This window comes from Amycolatopsis sp. DG1A-15b, assembly GCF_030285645.1.
Taxonomy (GTDB): Bacteria; Actinomycetota; Actinomycetes; order Mycobacteriales; family Pseudonocardiaceae; genus Amycolatopsis.
Window position 1 is genome coordinate 10,108,937 of the sequence record NZ_CP127296.1, and the last position, 20,462, is coordinate 10,129,398.

The following is a 20,462-nucleotide window of genomic DNA, read 5'->3' on the forward strand; positions in this document are numbered from 1 at the left end:
CCGTGAGTGCCGTGAAGCTGCACCGGGTCGTGGACGGACCGGGGGACGGGCCGGTGGTCGTGTTCGGCGGGTCGCTCGGCAGCGACCTGCGGATGTGGGAACCCCAGGTCGCGCCGCTGGTGGAGCGCGGGTTCCGGGTGGTCCGCTACGACGCCCGCGGGCACGGCGCGTCGCCGGTGCCGCCGGGGCCCTACGAGCTCGGCGACCTGGGCACCGACGTCCTGGCGCTGCTCGACGAGCTCGGCGTCGAGCGGGCCCACCTCGTGGGCCTGTCGCTCGGCGGCATGACGGGGATGTGGCTCGGCGTCCACGCGCCGGACCGGGTCGCGAGCCTGGTGCTGTGCTGCACGTCCGCGAAGCTCGGGCCGCCGTCGATGTGGGTGGAGCGGGCTCGCACGGTCCGCGCCGAGGGCACCGCGGCGGTGGCCGAGGCGGCCGTGCAACGCTGGCTGACCCCGGGGTACATCGAGCGGCACCCGGAGCGGGCCGAGTTCCTCCGCGCGATGGTCGCGGCGGTCCCGGCCGAGGGTTACGCGGCCTGCTGCGGCGCGATCGAGCGGATGGACCAGCTCGACTCCCTGCCGAAGATCTCCGCGCCGACCCTGGTGATCGCGGGTGCCGACGACCCCGCCACATCCCCGGACGAGCACGCGCGGCCGATCGCCGAGGGCATCCCGGGCGCGCGGCTGGAGGTCGTGGCGAACGCCGCGCACCTGGGCAACTTCGAGCAGCCGGCGGAGTTCAGCCGGCTGATCCTGGACCACTTGGAGCGAGCGTGACGGACCGCCACGAGCAGGGCATGAAGGTGCGGCGCGAGGTGCTCGGCGACGAGCACGTCGACCGCGCGGTCGCGGGCACCACGGACTTCAGCCGCCCGTTCCAGGACTACATCACCGAGGGCGCGTGGGGTTCGGTGTGGGCCCGCGACGGCCTGGACCGCCGCACCCGCAGCTGCGTGACGCTGGCGGCGCTGACGGCGCTGCAGGCGCACAACGAGCTGGCGATGCACGTCCGGGCGGCGGTCCGCAACGGCCTGACGGCGGCGGAGATCAGCGAAGTCCTGCTGCACACCGCGGTCTACGCCGGAGCACCGGCGGCGAACGCGGCGTTCGCCATCGCCCAGCGCACCCTGGCCGAGCTCGGCGAGCCGAGCGCCCTGCCCGCCGACGCCGGATAGGGTGCCGGGCATGGACGTGACGAGGCCGCCGTTCGACGTCCGGCTGGACAGCGAACCGGCGCACCGCGGTGCCCACCACGTGCAGTCGCTGGAGCGCGGGCTGGCCGTGATCAAGGCCTTCCACGCGGGGGCATCCGAGCTGACGTTGAGCGACGTGGCCCGCGCGACGGGCCTCACCCGCGCGGCGGCGCGAAGGTTCCTCCTCACTCTGGCCGACCTGGGCTACGTCCGCACCGACGGCAAGTACTTTTCGCTGACGGCCCGGGTGCTGGAGCTGGGCTACGCGTACCTGTCGAGCATGACGCTGCCGGAGGTGGCCCAGCCGCACCTGGAGCACCTGTCCGCGGGCGTCCACGAGTCGAGCTCGGTCTCGGTGCTGGAGGGCACCGACATCGTGTACGTGGCGCGGGTGGCGGTCTCCCGGATCATGACGGTGAGCATCAACGTGGGCACCCGCTTCCCGGCGTACGCGACATCGATGGGTCACGTCCTGCTCGCGGGGCTCAGCGAGGCGGAGCTGGAGCAGTACTTCCTGGTGGCGAGCCTGGCCCGCCTGACGGACCACACGCTGACGGCCCCCGGCCACCTGCGCACGGAGCTGGCCAAGGTAGCCGACCAGGGCTGGGCAATGGTGGACCAGGAGCTGGAGGAAGGCCTCCGATCGGTAGCGGCCCCGATCCGCGGCCGAACGGGCCGGGTGGTGGCAGCGGTCAACCTGTCAACTCACGCAAGCCGCACAACGGCAGAGTCGGTGCAGAGAGACCTGCTCCCACCCCTGCTGGAGACGGCCCGCGCCATCGAAGCGGACCTGGCGGTCGGAGCCCCGGACCACGCCCGTGGCTGACCGGCCGCCCCACAAGTCGCCCGCGCCCGAGCACCCAACCCCACGGCCGACGCCCACCCCACGGCGGCCGGAGATACGACTGGGCAGCCCGGCGGCGACGATGCCGAGCCCCATCGCGCAGCAGCGGCCGGCGGTGCGGGTCGGCCAGCCGGTGGCGACCACGCCGAAGCCCGTCGCGCAGCAGCCAGCGGCCCGGGTCGCCGAGCCGCTGACCCGCACTCCACCCGCAACCGACCAAGCATCAGCCCTACCACCTGCCCAGCCGCCCACACCTCCACCACCGCCCGCGGCCGGCCCGTCCGCACCCGCTCCGCCCGCGGCCGGCCCGTCCGCACCCGCGCCGACCGCCGCCGCCGCGGCGGCGGCAGGCTCCTCCTCATGACCGGCCCTTCACCTCGGCCGGTCGCCGGGCTCCTGCTCGCCGCCGGTGCCGGTCGTCGCTTCGGCGGCCCCAAAGCCCTCGCGCAGCTCGACGGCGAACCTCTCGTCCTCCGTGCCCTCCGCACCCTCGCCGCCGCCGGGTGCGATCCTGTGCGTGTCGTTGTCGGGGCCTCCGCCGATCAAGTCCGGGCCCTTCTGCCCGATCCCGCCCAAGCCGTCACTGCCGAAGACTGGGCGACCGGCATGGGCGCCTCCCTGCGCGCCGGCCTGGCCTCGCTCCGGCGAACCGAAGACACCGAACACACCGAACACACCGACCAGCCCGTCGCCGCGCTCGTCCACCTCGTCGATCTCCCGTGGGTCGGCCCCGACATCATCGCCCGCGTCACCGCCCACGCCTCCGCCGAAACCGTGGCCCGGGCGGCCTACGACGGCGTTCCCGGCCACCCCGTGCTGCTCGGCCGGCGCTGGTGGGGCGAGGTCGCCGGCGCCGCCCGGGGTGATCGCGGGGCGCGGGATTGGCTCGCCACCCGTGCCGACCTCGCCCTGATCGAGTGCGGTGACCTCGGCAGCGGCCGGGACGTCGACCGCCCCGGTGATCTGGCGGGTCCCGCGTGAAGACCTACGATCGACAGCGTGACGGACTCGCCCGAAGAACTCGCCGCCGCCCTCGAGGCGACCGGTTACCTCGCCGATGACGGGCTGGCGACCGCCGGCTTCCTCGCCCTGCGGATGGGCCGCCCGCTCTTCTGCGAGGGCGAGCCCGGCACCGGCAAGACGTCACTGGCCATGGCCCTGGCCACCGCGCTGGAGCGGCCGCTGATCCGCCTCCAGTGCCACGAAGGCATCGACGCCGCCCAAGCCCTCTACGAATGGGACTTCCCGCGCCAGCTCCTGCACCTGCGCGCGCTCGAGGCGGCCGGGGAGGGGCACCTCGACGTCGAGGCCGCGGAGCGCTCGCTCTACACCGAGCGGTTCCTGCTGGCCCGGCCACTGCTGCAGGCCCTGATCACCGCGCCGTGCGTTCTGCTGATCGACGAGATCGACCGCGCCGACGACGAGTTCGAAGCCTTTCTCCTGCAGTTGCTCGACGAACACGCCGTGACCATCCCCGAGTACGGCGAAGTCCGCGCCGAGCATCCCCCGCTGGTGGTCCTCACCTCCAACCGGACCCGCGAGGTGCACGACGCGCTCAAACGCCGTTGCCTCTACCACTGGCTCGAGCACCCGGGCCTGGTGCGGGAGGTCGAAATCCTGCGCCGTAGGATCCCGCGGGTAAGTGAAGCTCTGGCTCGGCAAATCGCTGAAGCGGTGCATCGGCTCCGGGAAATGGACCTGCTGAAACCACCGGGAGTAGCGGAGTCGCTCGATTGGGCGCGCGCTCTATTGACACTTCAGCGTGACGAGCTGGACGCGGCAACGGCGGCACGAACGCTCGGAGCCGTCCTGAAATACAGCGAAGACCTCGACCGGGTCCGGGCGAAACTCGACGCCTTGTTCGCCTGACCGCCCGGGTCGGGGACCGGGTGTGGTCGAAGCGAGGGAGAACCTGCGGATGAGCGTGGCGGAGACGACGGAGACGAGGCCGCCGTCCGAATCGGAGCCCGATCGGCCGGGGCCGGCCGGGCCGGCGACCGCCGGGCGGACCTGGCGGGGGAAGCTCGCCGCCGTGGCCGCGGTACTCGGGGGCACCGCGCTGATCGCCGTGCACGCCTCCCTCTACGGTCACTGGCTGATCGACGACGCGGCCATCACGTTCGCCTACTCGCGCAACGTCGCCGACGGCTTCGGGCCGGTGCTCCAGCCCGGCGCCGCGCCGGTCGAGGGGTACTCCAACCCGACCTGGATGATCCTGCTCGCGCTCGGCAAGCTCGTCGGCCTGTTCGACCACGGCACGCTCTTCGGCGTCTCCGACCAGATCCTCTTCCCGAAGGCGCTCGCGCTGGCCTGCTGCGCCGCCATCCTCGTGCTGTTCTACTTCGGTGCCAAGGTGCTCAGCCGCCGCCCGGCGCTGATCACCTTCATCGCCGGGGCCGCGCTCGCCGCGATCCCGTCGTTCGTCATCTGGTGCTTTTCCGGACTGGAGAACTCCTTCTACGCGCTCACCGTCGCCGCGCTCGCGGTGGTGATCGTCCGCGCGGTCCACAGCGGCCGGCTCCTCGACACCCAGATCGCCGTCGGCACCGGGCTGATCGCCATGCTCGCCGCGCTGACCCGGCCCGACGGGATCATCTACGCCGGCGCGTACCCGATCGTCGTCCTGCTGTTCCTCAAGCGGGAGCTGCTCGGCCGCAGCGTCCGCGCGGTCGTCCTCTCCGTCGCCGCCTTCGCCGTCCCGTACGGCGCCTACCTGATCTTCCGCTGGGTCGAATTCGGCCGCCTGGTCCCGAACACCGCCGTCGCGAAGGGGCAGGAGCCGCCGACGGTCGAGGACCTCGCCCGGCCCGGCGAGATCGTCTCCTACGTGGGCTGGCTGATCGTCGCGGTCGCGGTCGCGTGCCTGGTGATGCTGCTGGTCCGCCCGTCGCGCCTGCGCACCGGGCTGATCGCCCTGATGGTGCCGTTCGGGCTCACCGTGGTCGCCTACATCGTCCTCGAGTTCGACTGGATGGGGCAGCTGCGCTTCGCCACCCCGGTCTGGACGCTCGGCGCGTTCGGCGGCGCGATCGTGGTCGTCGAGGCGCTCGCCGCGGCCCGCCTGCGCGGCCGGATCGCGCTCGCGTGCCTGCTCGTGGTGGCGCTGGTCAGCTCGGTGAGCGGGCTCCGTGACCAGGGCGGGTCCTACCGCGCCAACGTCAAGACGGCGATGTGCATCGTCGCCGAGCGCGACGCCCGGACCATCAACGGCCTCGCGGACATCCTGAAGCTGCCCGACTCCGCCCAGGTCGGCCTGATCGACCTCGGCGGGACGTCGCTGGGCAGCCGCATCCGGGTGCTCGACCTGGCCGGCCTCGGCGACAAGCAGGTCGCCGACTACCTGCACGAGTCCGATGTGACCGGCGTCCGCAACTACGTGTTCAACCAGGCCAAGCCCGAACTGGTGACGTTCATCGGTTCGTGGATCACCACACTGGGCTTCGACCAGGACCCGCGGTTCGAGCGCGAATACGCGACGATCTTCGTCCACCCGCCGATCGGCAACCTGACCGTCGATTCGCGCAACTGGGTCAGCTACCACGTCCGGCGTGACCTGATCGACGACGCGAAGCTCGCGGAACTCAAGGCCTACACCCAGCAGATCCTGCCGCCGCTCCTGGAGCTGAACAAGGGGGCCGGGCTGCGTGGCTGCGCGAACATCCAGCCCGGCTTCAAGGCCGCTGCCTGACTCCGAAAACGGCGCGCCCGCCTCGATGGTCCACAAAGGACCGCCGAGGCGGGCGTTTTTAATTGCGTTGCCGCTCCCGGCGGACTGAGGCATCCTTCTTTTCACCACAGGACAGCACGCCACACCAAGAGGAGGAGATCGTGACCCGACGGCAAGACCGGAACCGATGCGGCGCGATCTCCCGCGTCGTTCGCTGAAATTCCTTTTCTTTCCGAAAAGCTCTTCGCGCCCACCCGCCGCTACCTTGGGTCGGCCGCGGCGAAGAGCGCGGTCTGCGCGCCCGTCCGGGGAGGGGCGTGTGCGCAGACCGCCCTTGTCCCGGTAGCTCAGCAGGACAGAGCGCGGCGCTACGAACGCCGAGGTCCGAGGTTCGAGTCCTCGCCGGGACGCCACAGTGCGGGGCAAACGAGCGCACAATGGAGACATGACCACGGTCTCCGATCCGGTAGCGGGGTACGCCGGGTTCGCCGCCGCGTTGCGCGAAGCCGGTGTCGCCTGCGACGCGCACCGCGTGCAGGCGTACCTCACCGCCGTCGCCGAGATCGACGTCGCCGAGCCGACCCGGCTCTACTGGGCGGGGCGGCTCACCCTCTGCTCGAGCCCCGACGACCTCCCGTGCTACGAAGAAGCCTTCAGCCAGTGGTTTTCGATCGAAACCCCCTCTGCGCGCCGCGCGACGTCGGCCGCGCCCAAGAAGGCCAGGATCGCCCCGCTGGGCGCGGCCGAAGGCGCGGACGCCGAGGGCGGAGAGGGCCACGACCAGCTGAAAGTCGCCGCCAGCGCCCACGAAGTCCTGCGCCATCGCGACCTCGCCGAGCTGACCACCGCCGAACGCGAACACCTCCGCGAGCTGCTGGCCACCCTGAAGCCGGTGCTCCCGCGGCGCCCGGCCGCCCGGCGGACCCCGTCCCGGCGCGGCCGCCTCGACCCGTCGCGCACGCTGCGCGCCATGCTGGCCAGCGGCGGCGAGCCCCTCAAGCTCGTGCACGCCCGCCGCGGCAGCCGGCCGCGGCGGGTGGTGCTGCTCATCGACGTCTCCGGCTCGATGAGCCCGTACGCCGACGCCCTGCTGCGGTTCGCCCACGTCGTGACGCGCGCCGCGCCGCCGTCCGTCGAGGTGTTCACCCTCGGCACGCGGCTGACGAGAGTTTCGCGCCAGCTGCGGCAGCGCGATCCCGAACGCGCGATGCTCGCGGCGGGCTCGGCCGTGCCGGACTTCGCCGGCGGGACCCGGCTCGGCGAGACGCTCCAGGCGTTCCTCGATCGCTGGGGCCGGCGCGGGGTGGCGCGCCGCGCCGTGGTCACGGTGTTCTCCGACGGCTGGGAACGCGGCGACACCGGCTTGCTCGGCGAGCAGCTCGCGCAGCTGCGCCGGCTCGCGCACGCCGTATTCTGGGTGAATCCGCACGCCGGCCGTGCGGGCTACGCTCCGGTCCAGTCGGGCATCGTGGCCGCGCTGCCCCACATCGACCGGCTCCTGGCCGGGCACACCCTGGCCACCTTGGAACGACTGCTCGGGGAGATTTCCGATGCGTGACGTACTCGACGACGTGTTCCGCCGCTGGTCCGACGGCGAGACGGTCGGACTCGGCACCGTGGTCGCGACCTTCTCGTCGGCGCCGCGCGCGCCCGGCGCCGCGATGGTCGTTGCCCCGGACGGGACCGTCGCCGGCAGCGTGTCCGGTGGCTGCGTCGAAGGCGCGGTCTACGAACTCGCGCGGGAGGTCGTGGCCGAGCGCAAGCCGGTGCTGCAGCGCTACGGCGTCACCGACGACGACGCCTTCGCGGTCGGCCTGACCTGCGGCGGGATCATCGACATCTACGTCGAGCACGTCGATCGCGACTCGATGCCGGAGCTCGGCGAGGTCGTCGCGTCGGTGCGCGGCGGCGAGCCGGTCGCGGTCGTCACGATCATCGAGCACGAACGCGAAGGCCTGGTCGGCGAGCACATGATCGTCTGGCCGGACCGCACCGCGGGCTCGCTCGGCTCGTCGCGGATGGACGACGCGGTGGCCGACGACGCGCGCGGCCTGCTGGCCAGCGGCCGCACCGGCACCCTGCACTACGGCCCGGACGGGCAGCGCCGCGGCGAGGGGATGGCGGTGTTCGTCAACTCCTTCGAGCCGCCGCCCCGGCTCCTGGTCTTCGGCGCGATCGACTTCGCCGCCGCGATGGCGCGCATGGGCGCCTACCTCGGTTACCAGGTCACGGTGTGCGACGCGCGGCCGGTGTTCGCCACCGCGAGCCGCTTCCCGGACGCGCACGAGGTCGTCGTCGACTGGCCGCACCGATACCTGCGGGCGGAGGCGGACGCCGGCCGCATCGACCAGCGCACGGCGATCGCGGTGCTCACCCACGACCCCAAGTTCGACGTGCCGCTGCTGGAGGTCGCGCTGCGCCTGGACGTCGGGTACGTCGGCGCGATGGGCTCCCGCAAGACCCACGACGACCGCTTCTCCCGCCTGCGCGAAGCGGGGATCACCGAGGCGGAGCTCGAAAGGCTGTCGTCGCCGATCGGTCTCGACCTGGGCGCGCGCACGCCGGAGGAGACGGCCGTGTCGATCGCGGCGGAGATCATCGCGCTGCGGTGGGGCGGCGGCGGGAAGCGGCTGGCGGAGCTGTCGGGACGCATCCACGGCTGACTACGCCGGGTGGCCCACAAAGTTCACCCGGCCGGACTTCCGCACCTGCGGAGTTGCGTCGTGCTTCGACGGGTATCTGCGGAGCAGGTAGTTGAACGTGTGACATCGGGCCTTGTCTGCGCCAAGGTCGCGTAGCACGCTCGGGTCTGTGAGCCCGATCACTGTCGGGCAGGCCGTTCCCGAACCGGCTTTTGGAGGCCTGATGCGCATCACCGTCACCGTCGACGGGACGAAGTACACCGACGAAGTCGAACCCCGCACCCTCCTCGTGCACCACCTGCGAGAGCGGCTCGGCAAGGTCGGCACCGTCGTCGGCTGCGACACCAGCAACTGCGGCGCCTGCACCGTCCACCTCGACGGGCACAGCGTGAAGTCCTGCTCCGTGCTGGCCGTGCAGGCCGACGGCTGCGAGGTCACCACCGTCGAAGGCCTCGCCCGCGACGGCAAGCTGCACCCGGTGCAGCAGGCTTTTCACGACAACCACGCGCTGCAGTGCGGGTTCTGCACGCCGGGGATGATCATGCAGTCGATCGACCTGCTGGCCGACAACCCCGACCCGGACGAGCAGGCCGTCCGCGAGGGCCTCGAAGGCAACCTCTGCCGCTGCACCGGCTACCAGAACATCGTCCGCGCGGTCCGCGACGCCGCGCAGCACATGAGCCCCGGCGCCGGGCCCGAAGCCGAGCGCATCGCCGAGAACAAGCACGTCGGCGTGGGTGGTGACTGATGACCGCCACGATCGAACCGGAGGTCGGGAAGTCCCGCCGCCGCAAGGAGGACGAGCGGCTGATCACCGGCCGCACCCGCTGGACCGACAACATCACGCTGCCCGGCCTGCTGCACATGGCCGTCCTGCGCAGCCCGTTCGCGCACGCCAAGATCGTCTCGATCGACACGTCGGCGGCGAAGAACGCGCCGGGCGTCATCGCCGTCTACACCGCGAAGGACCTCGACCCGGACGGCGCGATCGGTATGCCCTGCGCGTGGCCGATCACGCCGGACATGAAGGCGCCGCGCCGCCCGGTGCTCGCCTCCGACACGGTCAACTTCGCCGGTGAGGGCGTCGCGGTCGTCGTCGCGCGGTCGTCCGCCGAAGCGCACGACGCGCTCGAGGAAATCGACGTCGAGTACGACGAGCTGCCGGTCGTCCTCGACATGGAAGCCGCCATCGCCGACGGTGCCGCGCTGGTCCACGAGGACCTCGGCACCAACACGAGCGCGGTCTGGAAGTTCGACTCCGGGGAGGCCGGCACCGGCGGCAACGTCGAGGACGCGATCAGCTCGTCGGAGGTCGTGCTCAAACGCCGCTTCCGCCAGCAGCGGCTCGTCCCGGCGTTCATGGAGCCGCGCGCCTGCGTCGTCGACCCGACCAGCACGCAGATCACCATGTGGTCGGCCACGCAGGTCCCGCACATCCTGCGCGTGATGTCGGCGCTGACGCTCGGCATCCCCGAGCACAAGCTGCGCGTGATCGCCCCGGACGTCGGCGGCGGCTTCGGCGGCAAGATCGGCGTGCTGCCGGAAGAGATGATGTCGCTGCTCGTGGCGCAGAAGCTCGGCAAGCCGGTCAAGTGGAACGAGACGCGGTCGGAGACGATGCTCGCCGCGCACCACGGCCGCGACCAGATCCAGGACATCACCATCTCGGCGACCCGCGACGGCCAGGTCACCGGCCTCAAGGTCGAGCTGCTCGCCAACCTCGGCGCGTACAACGGCCTGGTCGGGCCGGGTGTGCCGATCCTCGGCGCGTTCATGTTCAACGCGATCTACAAGATCCCGGCGTACCACTTCGCGTGCACCAACGTGTACACGACGACGACGCTGACCGACGCCTACCGCGGCGCCGGCCGCCCGGAGGCGACGTTCGCGATCGAGCGGATCATGGACGAGCTCGCCGTCGAGCTCCGCATGGACCCGATGGAACTGCGCGAGAAGAACTGGATCAAGCACGACGAGTTCCCGTTCACGACCGTGTGCGGGCTGACCTACGACTCCGGCAACTACGAGGCCGCCACCGAGAAGGCGAAGCAGCTCTTCGACTACGACGGCCTGCGCGCCGAGCAGGAGAAGCGCCGCGCGTCGAAGGACAAGGTGCAGCTCGGCATCGGCATCTCGACGTTCACCGAGATGTGCGGGCTCGCGCCGTCCCGGGTGCTCGGCTCGCTGGACTACGGTGCCGGCGGCTGGGAGTACGCCTCGATCCGGATGCTGCCCACCGGCAAGGTCGAGGTGACCACCGGCGCGTCCGCGCACGGCCAGGGCCACGAGACGGCGTGGAGCCAGATCGTCGCCGACCAGCTGGGCGTCGCGTTCGAGGACGTCGAGATCCTGCACGGCGACACGCAGTCGTCGCACAAGGGCATGGACACCTACGGCTCGCGGTCGCTGGTGGTCGGTGGCATCGCCGTCATCAAGGCCGCGGAGAAGGTGATCGCCAAGGCCAAGCCGATCGCGGCGCACCTGCTCGAATGCGCCGAAGACGACCTCGAGTTCGCCGGCGGGAAGTTCACGGTGAAGGGCACCGACACGTCCACCTCGATGGGTGACGTCGCGCTCGCGGTGTTCGCGGCGCACAACCTGCCCGACGGCGTCGAGCCGTCGCTCGACTCGGACGCCACGTTCGACCCGGAGAACTTCTCGTTCCCGCACGGCACGCACCTGTGCGCCGCCGAAGTGGACACCGAGACGGGCCGGATCAAACTGCGCTCGTACGTCTGCGTCGACGACGTCGGGGTCGCGGTGAACCCGCTGATCGTCGAGGGCCAGGTGCACGGCGGGCTCGCGCAGGGCATCGCGCAGGCGCTGTTCGAGGGCACCGAGCACGACGAGGGCGGCACGCTCACCACGGGCACGTTCGCCGACTACCTGCTGCCGTCGGCGGCCGACCTGCCGTCGTTCACCACCGACCGCACGGAGACACCGTCGACGACGAACCCGCTCGGCGCCAAGGGCGTCGGCGAGGCGGGCACCATCGCGTCGACCCCGGCGGTGGTCAACGCGGTGATCGACGCCGTCCGGCACTTCGGCGTCGACGACATCGAGATGCCGTTGACGCCGATGCGGGTGTGGCACGCCATCCAGCACGGCACCACCGACGCGGGCGGCCCCGGCCGCGGCGAAGCGGGCGGCGGCCTCGGTTCCATCGACGCCACCGGAGGTGCGCAGTGATCCCGGCTCCCTTCGACTACGTCCGCCCGTCCACAGTGGACGAAGCGGTGCAGGCCCTGGCCGCGGCGGGCGAGGACGCCAAGGTGCTGGCCGGCGGGCAAAGCCTGCTGCCGGTGCTGCGGATGCGGCTCGCCACGCCGACCACGCTGATCGATCTCGGGCGCGTCGCCGAGCTGCGCGGCGTCCACGAGGACGGCGACACGCTGGTGATCGGCGCGATGACGACGCACTACGACGTCCAGCGGGACGCCTTGGTGGCTTCGCACGCGGCGTTGCTCAAAGAGGCGACGGACACGGTGGCCGACCCGCAGATCCGCCACCGCGGCACGCTCGGCGGCGCGATCGCCCACGCCGACCCGGCCGGCGACCTGCTGGCGCCGGTGCTGGCGCTGGACGCGTCGCTGGTGGTGGCCGGGCCTTCGGGGCGCCGGACGGTCCCGGCCGCGGAGTTCTTCCGCGACCTGTTCACCACCGCGCTGGCCCCGGACGAGCTGCTGGTCGAGGTCCGCATCCCCAAGCACACGGGGTGGCGGGCGCACTACGAGAAGTTCAACCGGGTCGCCCAGGCGTGGTCGATGGTCGCGGTCGCGGTCACCGTCCGCACCGAGGCCGGCGTCATCGAGGAGGCTCGTGTAGCGCTGACGAACATGGGTTCGACACCGGTCCGGGCCACTGGTGTCGAGGCGGCGCTGGTCGGCGTCCAGGCCTCAGCGGACTCGATCACCGCGGCGGCATCGCACGCGGCGGAGGGCACGAATCCGCCCGTCGACAGCAACGCCGACGTCGAATACCGCCGTCACCTCGCGGAGGTGCTGACGGGCCGCGCGATCGCGGCGGCGGCCGGAGCCTGACGCACGCCCGGGGGCCGCGCTCGTCCGGCGAGCCGCGGCCCCGGGGCGGCTAGGGTGGGGTGCGGACACCCCAGGTTCGGCAGAAAGGAGGTCGGCCCGTGCGGCTCGACCACGAATTCACCGTCCCGGCTCCGATCGGCGAGGTTTGGCAGGCGGTCGTCGACCCCGAGCGCGTCGCCCCGTGCATGCCCGGAGCGTCGCTGACCAAGGTCGAGGGCGACAAGTTCAGCGGAACGGTGAAGGTCAAGCTGGGCCCGATTTCTCTGCTGTACAAGGGCAACGGTGAGTTCCTCGAGAAGGACGAAGCCGCCCGCAAGGTGACGATCAAGGCTTCCGGCAAGGACTCCCGCGGAGCGGGCACGGCGGCGGCAACGGTGACGCTGACGTTGACGGAGACGGACGGCGGAACCCACGGATCGGTGTCGACCGACCTGGCGATCACGGGCAAGCCGGCCCAGTTCGGCCGCGGGCTGATCAGCGAGGTGGGCGGCAAGATCCTCGACACGTTCGCGGGCTGCTTGTCGGGCAAGCTGGCCCCGCAGGAGCCCACTGCGGCGGCCGAGAAGACGGCGACGCAGGGGACTGCCGCGGCCGCGCCGGCCCTGGCTGCGCCGGCGGCGGCTGCCCCTGCCGCGGCGGCGGGGAGCGCTCCGGCGCAGGGGACCGCAGCGCAGGCGGCTCCGGCTGGGGATGCCTCGGCGCAGAGTGCCGGCTCCGGGAACGCCCCGGTGCGGGGGAGCGCCCCGGCCCGGGGGAGCGCCCCGGCCCCGGCCGCGGCGGCCGCCCAGCCGGTGGCCGAACCGGCCGCGAAGCCGCCGACGGCCACGTCCGAACCGGCCGCGAAGCCGGTGCCGGAGCCGGGCGCGCCGACGGCCACGTCCGAGCCGGTGGCCAAGCCGCAGCCGGCGGTCAAGCCGGCGCCGACCACCGCGGAGATCAACACCGAGCCGAAGGCCAAGCCGGTGGACCGCCCGGCGTTGCGCAGCGTCCCGGCACCCCCGGAGACCGAGGCGATCGACCTGCTCGATTACGCGGGCAAGTCGGTGCTCAAGCGGGTGGCCCCGGTGCTGCTCGCCATCGCCGCGGTGGCCGGCCTGGTGGCGATCGTCCGCGCACTCCGCAAGTGAGCCGGCCCCTGTGGACGGCTCGTGTGGACGCCACGGGTCGGTGCCCGCTGGTGAGCCGTTGAGCTGCGCTGGTCTGCTCGGCATGGGTTGTCGGAGTGGCGTGTTGGTGGGCCGCTGAGCTGCGCTGGTCTACTCCGCGCGGGTTGTCGCAGGGCGTGGCCCGCAAGTCGCCGAGGTGGCGCTGCCGTTGCGGGGTGGGTTTGGTGGCCGTTGTTCGCGCTGCGCGAGTGAGCCGCGATTTCGCGGGGTGGCGCCGTCGCCGCGGCCGGCGTGCCCCATGGTCATTCTTCAGTGAGGTGCTGACCTGCGCTGATCTACTTTGGGCGGGTCTTTGCGCAGGTGCGTTGCCGGCAATTCCCCCGGACTGGCGACGCGGGTCGCCGGAACGGCTACGCTGGGCTACCTGGTCGGCCGAACTTCGCGCAAGGGGTACGTCACGATGCCGGTTTGTCGCGTCTGCGGCCTCGGCTCTTGAGAGCCCAGGTCGCCGTGCGCCGGGAAGCGCTTTCCACCTGGCCGGGCTGGCCCGCGCGATGGGCGATGTGGGGTGGAGCGAAGACCCGCTGGATAGCCTACGCCCTCGGCTGTGAACTACTCGCCGTTTTCGCTACCGGGGCGGCGCTGGCCACCGGGTTCGGTGGGCCCGTGCGTCCGGGGTGGTTCGCCGTGCTGGTCGCCCTCGGCGTCGCTCAAGCCGAGATGTCGCGCCGCATCGAACGGGTGCGACGGTGGATGAGCGGGCAGATGCACATCAACGTCACCTCCGTCTGGTACCTCGCCGGTGTCGTCCTGCTCCCGCCGGCGTGGGTGGCGCTGCTGGCCGTCGTGCTCTACACGCACCTGTGGGTGCGAGTGTGGCGACAGGTCCGTACCCGGCCCGCCCACCGCTTCGTGGCGAGCACGGCGTGGGCGATGCTCTCCTGTTTCGCTGCTTCCTCCGTTCTCGCGGTGTCCGGATTGCACGGGACGCCCCTGCAGACGCCGCGCGGGTTGTTCGCGCTCTGCCTGGCAGCCGCGGTGTTCGAGCTGGTGAACGTCGGCCTCGTCGCGGCCGGCATCTACCTGTACACGAGCCAGCGCTCGGCGGCCGACCTGATCGGCACCTGGGAGGACAACGCCTTCGAGCTGGCGACCCTCTGCCTGGGCGGGCTCGCTGCGCTCGCGCTGGTGGAGCAGCCCGTGCTGGTGGTGTTCGTCGTGGCGCCGTTGCTGCTGCTGCACCGGTATCTGCTGTTGAAGCAGCAGCTGCAGGTCGCGGCCGTCACCGACGAGAAGACCGGGTTGCTCAACACCGCGGGCTGGCACGAATCCGCGACGCGCGAGCACGCCCGGGTGCAGCGCCGCGGCGCCACCGGGGGCTTCGCGGTGCTGATGATCGACCTGGACCACTTCAAGCGCATCAACGACACCTACGGCCACTTGACCGGTGACGACGTGCTGGCGGCGGTCGCGGTGGCGATCTCCGGTTCGGTGCGCCAGGGCGACACGGTGGGCCGGTTCGGCGGCGAGGAGTTCGTGGTGCTGCTGCCGGGCATCGGCCGCGCGGACGTGCTGGCGATCGCCGAGCGGGTGCGGGTGGCGGTGGGCGAGCTGAACGTGGTGATCTCGACGGGTACGGGGACGGTCCGGGTGAGTGGCCTTTCGGTGTCGATCGGGGTCGCGCGGCACCCGGACGCCGGGCCGACCCTCGATGACGTGCTCCGCACTGCTGATGCGGCGCTGTACCGGGCCAAAGAGGCCGGTCGGAACCGGGTCGCCGTCTGAGGCGTGTCGGGCTCGGGAAGCGCCGGAGGGCGGCTCCCGGTGGTGGGGTTGGGGGGCGTGGTGCTTTGCGGGGTGGAGGGCCGGCGCCACTCGGGGTGAGTGGGGCTCGGTCGAAGAGTGGCTCGGGTGGGCTCGGCCGGAGGGCGGCTCGTGACGGGAGTGGAGAGGAATCCGTCCCTGCTGTGCCGCTGCTGTGATTCAGCTGGCGGGTTGGCGGCGTGGTGCTTTGCGGGTGGAGGGCCGGTGCCGCCCGGCGTGAGCGCGGTTCGGTCGAGGAATGGCTCGGGTGGGCTCGGCCGAAGAGCGGCTCGTGATGGAAGTGGAAAGGGACCGCTCCAGCCGGGCCGCCGCTGTGATTCAGCACGCGAAATACCTCTTCGCGCGAGGTGTTGCACCCTTCATGAGCGGCGCTGATCACGAGACGGACGTGGTGGTCATCGGGGCCGGGCAAGCCGGGTTGTCCGCTGCCTACCACCTGCGGCGGGCCGGGTTCGGCAACCGGACCGGGTTCGTGGTGCTCGACCACGGGAAGCGGGCCGGGGGTGCCTGGCAGTACCGGTGGCCGTCGCTCGTCCTGGGGAAGGTGCACGGCATCCACGATCTTCCCGGCATGGCCTTCGGCACTCCGGACGTGACGCGGCCCGCCTCCGAGGTCGTCTCCGAATACTTCGCGCGCTTCGAAAGCGTTTACGATCTCCCCGTGCTCCGGCCCGTCGACGTCCAGTCCGTGACGCGGGCAGGGGAGCGGCTGGTCGTCTCGAGCCCCGCCGAGTCCTGGGCCGCACGAGCCGTCATCAGTGCCACCGGGACCTGGGACCGTCCCTTTTGGCCGCGCTATCCCGGCCAGGAAACCTTCGCCGGGCGCCAGCTGCACACCGCCGACTACACCGGACCCGAGGACTTCCGCGGCCGGCGGGTGGTCGTGGTCGGCGGTGGGTCGTCCGCCGTCCAGCTGCTGATGGAATTCGCTCCGCTCGCCGGCGCCACGGCATGGGTCACCCGTCGGCCGCCCGTGTGGCGGGACGAGCCCTTCAGCGAGAACTGGGGCCGCAACGCCGTCGCGCGGGTCGACGAGCGGGTGCGCGGGGGCCTGCCGCCCGAAAGCGTCGTCAGCGTGACCGACCTGGCCGTGACGCCGGAGGTGCGGGCTGCCCGCGCCGCCGGGATCCTCGACCGGCGGCCGATGTTCGAGCGCATCACGCCCGGCGGCGTCGCCTGGGCGGACGGCTCGCACTTCGACGCCGACGTGATCCTCTGGGCCACCGGCTTCCGCGCAGCGATCGACCACCTCGCGCCGCTGCGCGTCCGCGAACCCGGTGGCGGCATCCGGATGGACGGCACGCGAGTGGTCCGCGAGCCCCGCCTGCACCTGGTCGGATACGGGCCGTCGGCGAGCACGGTCGGGGCCAACCGGGCCGGCCGCGCCGCCGTGACGGAGATCCGGACCCTGCTGACTTCGGAGCGGTGAGGGTCTTCGCCGGGAGGCGAGGGGGCGGGTTGTCAGAGCCATAAACCCAAGCTACCGAACATCCGTTCGAATGCCATCGCTGGATCGGGTGATCTTCTTCGGTGGTTGATTTCCCTTGCGCCGCAAAGAGATCCCTGCTGTGAACACGGGCCGGGCGCGCGTCGTCAGGCCAGTGCCATCCCCGGAACGCGAGCCCGGATCGCCGCCATGGTCGCCTCGTCCGAGACGCCCTGCCAGTCGTACCGCGGCGTGTACGGCGCCGTAAGAGTGCGCACGTCCTCGTCGGTCAATGCGACGTCCAGCGACGCGATCGCGTCGTCGATCTGCCGAATCGAACCGGCGCCGACCAGTGGAGCCGTGACGACCGGCTGCCGGTGCAGCCACGCCAGGGCGATGGCCGCGCGGCTCACGCCGTGGGCTGCCGCCACCTTTCCGACCGCCTCGACGATCGCGCGGTTCGAGGCCTCTTCCGCGGGCGAATACAGCAGGTCCGCGTAAGCCCCGTCGGTGCCGGAACGCGCCGTCGACTTCGCGTCGTCCCAGGCGCGGGCCAGCCGGCCGCGGGCCAGGGGGCTCCAGACGATCGTGCCGACGCCTTCGTCCAGGCACAGCGGGAGCATTTCGCGTTCTTCTTCGCGGGCCAGCAGGTTGTAGTGGTCCTGCATGGACACGAACCGCGCCCAGCCGTGCTGCTTCTGCAGGTGCAGGGCCTTGGCGAACTCCCAGGCGAACATCGACGACGCACCCAGGTACCGCACCTTGCCGGCCTTCACCAGGTCGCTGAGCGCTTCGAGGGTCTCCTCCAGCGGGGTGGCGTGGTCGTTGCGGTGGATCTGGTAGAGGTCGACGTAGTCGGTGCCGAGCCGCCGGAGGCTGTGGTCGATCTCGGTCATGATCGCCTTGCGGGACAACCCTTTGCCGTTCGGCCCGGAGCGCATCGGGTGCCGCAGCTTGGTGGCGATCACCACGTCGTCGCGGTCGGCGAAGTCCTTGAGCGCGCGGCCGAGGATCTCCTCGCTGGACCCGTTCGAGTACATGTTCGCGGTGTCGAAGAAGTTGATGCCCGCCTCGAGCGCGTGCTTGATCAGCGGCCGGGCCTGTTCCTCGCCGAGCGACCAGACGGGGTGGCCGCGGTCGGGCTCGCCGTAGCTCATCGCGCCGATCGCGACGGGTGACACGTCCAGGCCGGTGGCGCCGAGCTTCACGTAACGCATGGGATTCTCCTGACGGGGGCAACTCACGGAGGATTCTCCGGATCTGCCGACGAAACTAGCGGAGGATTCTCCGCATGTCAAAGATGAGGCATGATCGGGGCATGACCGACGGCACGTACGGCACCCAGCGCAAGGCCGCCGCGCGCAACCGGGTCGCGATCATCGAGGCCGCGCACGAGCTGTTCGCGCAGAACCCGCTGGTTCCGCTGAGCGAGGTCGCGAAGCGCGCCGGCGTCGGCGCCGGCACCCTCTACCGCCACTTCCCGACCCGCGAAGACCTGATCCTCGGGGCCTACCAGCACGACATCGAACGCCTCACGAGCACCGCCGACGAGGTGCTGGCCCGTCACTCGTCCGCGAAGGCCGCCTTCGTCGAGTGGTTCGAGACGCTGTCGGCCTACATCCGCATCAAGCACGGCCTCGGGGACGCGCTGCACGGCGCGGCCGCCCAGGAGCTGATCAGCGCCTCGTGGGCGCCGACCACCGCGGCGGTCAAGAAGCTCGTGGACGCCTGCGTGGCCGAGGGCACCATCGCGCCCGGGCACGACCCCGCCGACATCATCATGCTCATGAGTTTCCTGTGGCGGGTCGCGAACAACGAAGACGGCGCGGCTCAGGGGCGGCGGTTGATCGCTGCCGTCTTCGCCGGCCTGCAAGCGCCGCCCGCCTGAAGAGCGGTCCCGGGACGCGGAGCAGTGTGCCGCTCACCGGCACACCCCCGTGAGCAGCGGAAATCGTGAAAAACTCACCCTCTTGACCGATTCAAGGACAAGACACGTCTTGTCAGCCGGAACGCGGTCTCGTTACAGTCCGAGTCGTTCGATTAGTTAGGAAACTTTCCTAACAGTTCAACCCGACGCCGCAGCCCACCAGCCACCGCCAGGCCCGTAAGGAGCGCGACGTGCCGTCCACCCGACTACGTCCCTTAGCCCGACTCACCCCGGTGATCGCCGCCGTGGTGCTGTTGCCGTCCGCGATCGCCGCGGCCGCCACCACCCAGGCCGCCGATGTCCTGCTGTCGCAGGGAAAGCCGGTTGCCACTTCGACGATCGAAAGCTCGTCGTACACCGGTGCCAAGGCCGTCGACGGCAGCACCACCACCCGCTGGGCCAGCGCCGAAGGCGCCGACCCGCAGTGGCTGCGGATCGACCTCGGCCAGTCCGCGAGCATCCACCGCGTCGTCCTCAACTGGGAAGCCGCCTACGCGAAGAAGTACCGGATCGAGGTGTCCGACGACGGCACGTCGTTCACCACGGCCGCCACGATCGACACCGGCGACGGCAAGATCGACGACCTCGGCGGCCTGACCGCCCGCGGCCGCTTCGTGCGCTTCGTCGGCCTCACCCGCGGCACCAGCTACGGCTACTCCTTCTGGGAGATGCAGGTCTTCGGCAGCACGGACTCCTCCGGCGACACGCAGGCCCCGACCACCCCGGCCGGCCTCGCCGCGGGCACGGCGACCGCCACGAGCGTCCCCCTGACCTGGGGTGCCGCCACCGACAACGTCGGCGTCACCGGGTACGACATCCTCCGCAACGGCACGGCCGTCGCCACCAGCGCGACGACCTCCTACACCGACACCGGGCTCACTCCGGCGACGAGCTACACCTACGCGGTCCGCGCGCGCGACGCCGCGGGGAACGCCTCGCCCGCGAGCACGCCGATCACGGTCAAGACCGCCGCCGGGAGCGCGGGATTCGTCCTCGCCGCGGCCGGCGACATCGCCGAACAATGCACCGCGAGCAGTTCCGGCTGCGTCCACCCCAAGACCGCGAAGCTCGTCGAGAACATGAACCCCGCGGCCGTGATCACCATGGGCGACAACCAGTACGACGAGCCCACCCTGTCGGACTTCAAGAACTACTACGACAAGTCCTGGGGCAAGTTCAAGAACATCACCCACCCCATCCCGGGCAACCACGAGTCCTACTCGAAGTTCACCGGTTACGAGGACTACTTCGGCGCCATCGCCAAGCCACAGGGCAAGCGGTACTACAGCTGGGAAATGGGCAACTGGCACTTCATCGCCCTCGACTCCAACGACTTCGTGACCCACGACGAGTTCGCCGAGCCGCCCCAGATCACCTGGCTGAAGCAGGACCTCGCCGACAACACGAAGGGCTGCGTCGCCGCCTACTACCACCACCCCCGGTGGAGCTCGGGTGACCACGGTGACAACAAGGACAGCATCGAGCTGTGGAACCTGATGGTGGCCAACAAGGTCGACCTCGTCCTCAACGGCCACGACCACGACTACGAGCGGTTCGTGCCGCAGAACGCCGACGGCAAGGCCGATGCCGCGGGCCCGGTCGAGATCGTCGGCGGCAGCGGGGGCGCCAACCTGTACGACCTGAGCCCGGCGCACGCGACGACCGCCAAGCTGCTGAAGACCTTCGGCGTCCTGAAGCTCTCGATGACGGACACCTCGTTCCAGACGCAGCTCATCGGCGTCGACGGCAAGGTCCTCGACAGCAGCCCGACCTACACCTGCCACCAGTAGG

17 protein-coding genes and 1 tRNA gene are annotated in these 20,462 nt (G+C 71.3%); 17 read left to right on the forward strand and 1 reads right to left on the reverse strand.

The annotated features are described in order from the left end of the window. The first annotated feature begins 2 nt into the window (after nucleotides 1–2). The 15 genes from pcaD to QRY02_RS47095 all read left to right on the forward strand — a co-directional run bounded on the left by pcaD (nucleotide 3) and on the right by QRY02_RS47095 (nucleotide 16,747). Nucleotides 3–779 carry a 3-oxoadipate enol-lactonase gene (pcaD, locus tag QRY02_RS47025; protein ID WP_285989151.1) on the forward strand — a complete coding sequence of 259 codons (777 nt, stop codon included), beginning with the start codon at nucleotides 3–5 and terminating at the stop codon, nucleotides 777–779. Further along, nucleotides 776–1,177: a 4-carboxymuconolactone decarboxylase gene (gene pcaC / locus QRY02_RS47030; RefSeq protein WP_285989152.1), complete on the forward strand. Its 402-nt coding sequence runs from the start codon at nucleotides 776–778 to the stop codon at nucleotides 1,175–1,177. Before pcaD ends, pcaC begins: the two co-directional genes overlap by 4 nt. Before the next feature lie 10 nt (nucleotides 1,178–1,187). Further along, a complete protein-coding gene (locus tag QRY02_RS47035; RefSeq protein WP_285989153.1) occupies nucleotides 1,188–2,021 on the forward strand; it encodes an IclR family transcriptional regulator domain-containing protein in 834 nt (277 codons plus the stop codon). Between the two features lie 378 nt (nucleotides 2,022–2,399). Next, on the forward strand, nucleotides 2,400–3,020 hold the full coding sequence (locus QRY02_RS47040) for a nucleotidyltransferase family protein (RefSeq protein WP_285989154.1): 621 nt from the start codon (nucleotides 2,400–2,402) through the stop codon (nucleotides 3,018–3,020). 18 nt (nucleotides 3,021–3,038) lie between these two features. Continuing rightward, nucleotides 3,039–3,908 carry an AAA family ATPase gene (locus QRY02_RS47045; RefSeq protein WP_285989155.1) on the forward strand — a complete coding sequence of 290 codons (870 nt, stop codon included), beginning with the start codon at nucleotides 3,039–3,041 and terminating at the stop codon, nucleotides 3,906–3,908. 49 nt (nucleotides 3,909–3,957) lie between these two features. Beyond that, nucleotides 3,958–5,727, forward strand: a complete 1,770-nt coding sequence (locus tag QRY02_RS47050; RefSeq protein WP_502874306.1) for a hypothetical protein — start codon at nucleotides 3,958–3,960, stop codon at nucleotides 5,725–5,727. Between the two features lie 315 nt (nucleotides 5,728–6,042). Then, nucleotides 6,043–6,119, forward strand: a tRNA-Arg gene (locus QRY02_RS47055). Between the two features lie 32 nt (nucleotides 6,120–6,151). Beyond that, entirely contained in the window at nucleotides 6,152–7,264 is a 1,113-nt protein-coding gene (locus QRY02_RS47060) for a vWA domain-containing protein (RefSeq protein ID WP_285989157.1), read from the forward strand. Beyond that, the gene (locus QRY02_RS47065; protein ID WP_285989158.1) at nucleotides 7,257–8,369 is read left to right on the forward strand and encodes an XdhC family protein; all 1,113 of its coding nucleotides are present in this window, start codon (nucleotides 7,257–7,259) and stop codon (nucleotides 8,367–8,369) included. Before QRY02_RS47060 ends, QRY02_RS47065 begins: the two co-directional genes overlap by 8 nt. Before the next feature lie 202 nt (nucleotides 8,370–8,571). Then, nucleotides 8,572–9,096, forward strand: a complete 525-nt coding sequence (locus QRY02_RS47070) for a (2Fe-2S)-binding protein (RefSeq protein ID WP_191310424.1) — start codon at nucleotides 8,572–8,574, stop codon at nucleotides 9,094–9,096. Continuing rightward, complete coding sequence (locus tag QRY02_RS47075; protein ID WP_285989159.1) at nucleotides 9,096–11,537, forward strand: xanthine dehydrogenase family protein molybdopterin-binding subunit; 2,442 nt, start codon at nucleotides 9,096–9,098, stop codon at nucleotides 11,535–11,537. Before QRY02_RS47070 ends, QRY02_RS47075 begins: the two co-directional genes overlap by 1 nt. Next, on the forward strand, nucleotides 11,534–12,388 hold the full coding sequence (locus QRY02_RS47080; RefSeq protein WP_285989160.1) for an FAD binding domain-containing protein: 855 nt from the start codon (nucleotides 11,534–11,536) through the stop codon (nucleotides 12,386–12,388). The genes QRY02_RS47075 and QRY02_RS47080 overlap by 4 nt, the downstream gene beginning before the upstream one ends. 98 nt (nucleotides 12,389–12,486) lie before the next feature. Then, nucleotides 12,487–13,515, forward strand: coding sequence for an SRPBCC family protein (locus tag QRY02_RS48780; RefSeq protein WP_353068478.1), 1,029 nt, complete (start codon nucleotides 12,487–12,489; stop codon nucleotides 13,513–13,515). A gap of 540 nt (nucleotides 13,516–14,055) precedes the next feature. After that, complete coding sequence (locus QRY02_RS47090) at nucleotides 14,056–15,279, forward strand: GGDEF domain-containing protein (RefSeq protein ID WP_502874307.1); 1,224 nt, start codon at nucleotides 14,056–14,058, stop codon at nucleotides 15,277–15,279. A gap of 400 nt (nucleotides 15,280–15,679) precedes the next feature. Then, complete coding sequence (locus tag QRY02_RS47095; protein WP_285989162.1) at nucleotides 15,680–16,747, forward strand: NAD(P)-binding domain-containing protein; 1,068 nt, start codon at nucleotides 15,680–15,682, stop codon at nucleotides 16,745–16,747. A 164-nt stretch (nucleotides 16,748–16,911) separates the two neighbouring features. Here QRY02_RS47095 and QRY02_RS47100 read toward each other — a convergent pair whose 3' ends face one another. Then, the gene (locus QRY02_RS47100) at nucleotides 16,912–17,961 is read right to left on the reverse strand and encodes an aldo/keto reductase (protein ID WP_285989163.1); all 1,050 of its coding nucleotides are present in this window, start codon (nucleotides 17,959–17,961) and stop codon (nucleotides 16,912–16,914) included. A gap of 101 nt (nucleotides 17,962–18,062) precedes the next feature. Here QRY02_RS47100 and QRY02_RS47105 point away from each other — a divergent pair, with 101 nt between their 5' ends. Beyond that, nucleotides 18,063–18,632: a TetR/AcrR family transcriptional regulator gene (locus QRY02_RS47105; RefSeq protein WP_285989164.1), complete on the forward strand. Its 570-nt coding sequence runs from the start codon at nucleotides 18,063–18,065 to the stop codon at nucleotides 18,630–18,632. Nucleotides 18,633–18,904: 272 nt separating this feature from the next. After that, nucleotides 18,905–20,461 carry a discoidin domain-containing protein gene (locus tag QRY02_RS47110; RefSeq protein WP_285989165.1) on the forward strand — a complete coding sequence of 519 codons (1,557 nt, stop codon included), beginning with the start codon at nucleotides 18,905–18,907 and terminating at the stop codon, nucleotides 20,459–20,461. Nucleotide 20,462 lies beyond the last annotated feature (1 nt).

Coding starts and splice junctions, on each gene's coding strand:
- QRY02_RS47035 (WP_285989153.1), top strand. CDS start 1,188: ATGGACGTGACGAGGCCGCCGTTCGACGTCCGGCTGGACAGCGAACCG.
- QRY02_RS47040 (WP_285989154.1), top strand. CDS start 2,400: ATGACCGGCCCTTCACCTCGGCCGGTCGCCGGGCTCCTGCTCGCCGCC.
- QRY02_RS47050 (WP_502874306.1), top strand. CDS start 3,958: ATGAGCGTGGCGGAGACGACGGAGACGAGGCCGCCGTCCGAATCGGAG.
- QRY02_RS47060 (WP_285989157.1), top strand. CDS start 6,152: ATGACCACGGTCTCCGATCCGGTAGCGGGGTACGCCGGGTTCGCCGCC.
- QRY02_RS47065 (WP_285989158.1), top strand. CDS start 7,257: ATGCGTGACGTACTCGACGACGTGTTCCGCCGCTGGTCCGACGGCGAG.
- QRY02_RS47070 (WP_191310424.1), top strand. CDS start 8,572: ATGCGCATCACCGTCACCGTCGACGGGACGAAGTACACCGACGAAGTC.
- QRY02_RS47075 (WP_285989159.1), top strand. CDS start 9,096: ATGACCGCCACGATCGAACCGGAGGTCGGGAAGTCCCGCCGCCGCAAG.
- QRY02_RS47090 (WP_502874307.1), top strand. CDS start 14,056: ATGTGGGGTGGAGCGAAGACCCGCTGGATAGCCTACGCCCTCGGCTGT.
- QRY02_RS47095 (WP_285989162.1), top strand. CDS start 15,680: ATGAGCGGCGCTGATCACGAGACGGACGTGGTGGTCATCGGGGCCGGG.
- QRY02_RS47100 (WP_285989163.1), bottom strand. CDS start 17,961: ATGCGTTACGTGAAGCTCGGCGCCACCGGCCTGGACGTGTCACCCGTC.
- QRY02_RS47105 (WP_285989164.1), top strand. CDS start 18,063: ATGACCGACGGCACGTACGGCACCCAGCGCAAGGCCGCCGCGCGCAAC.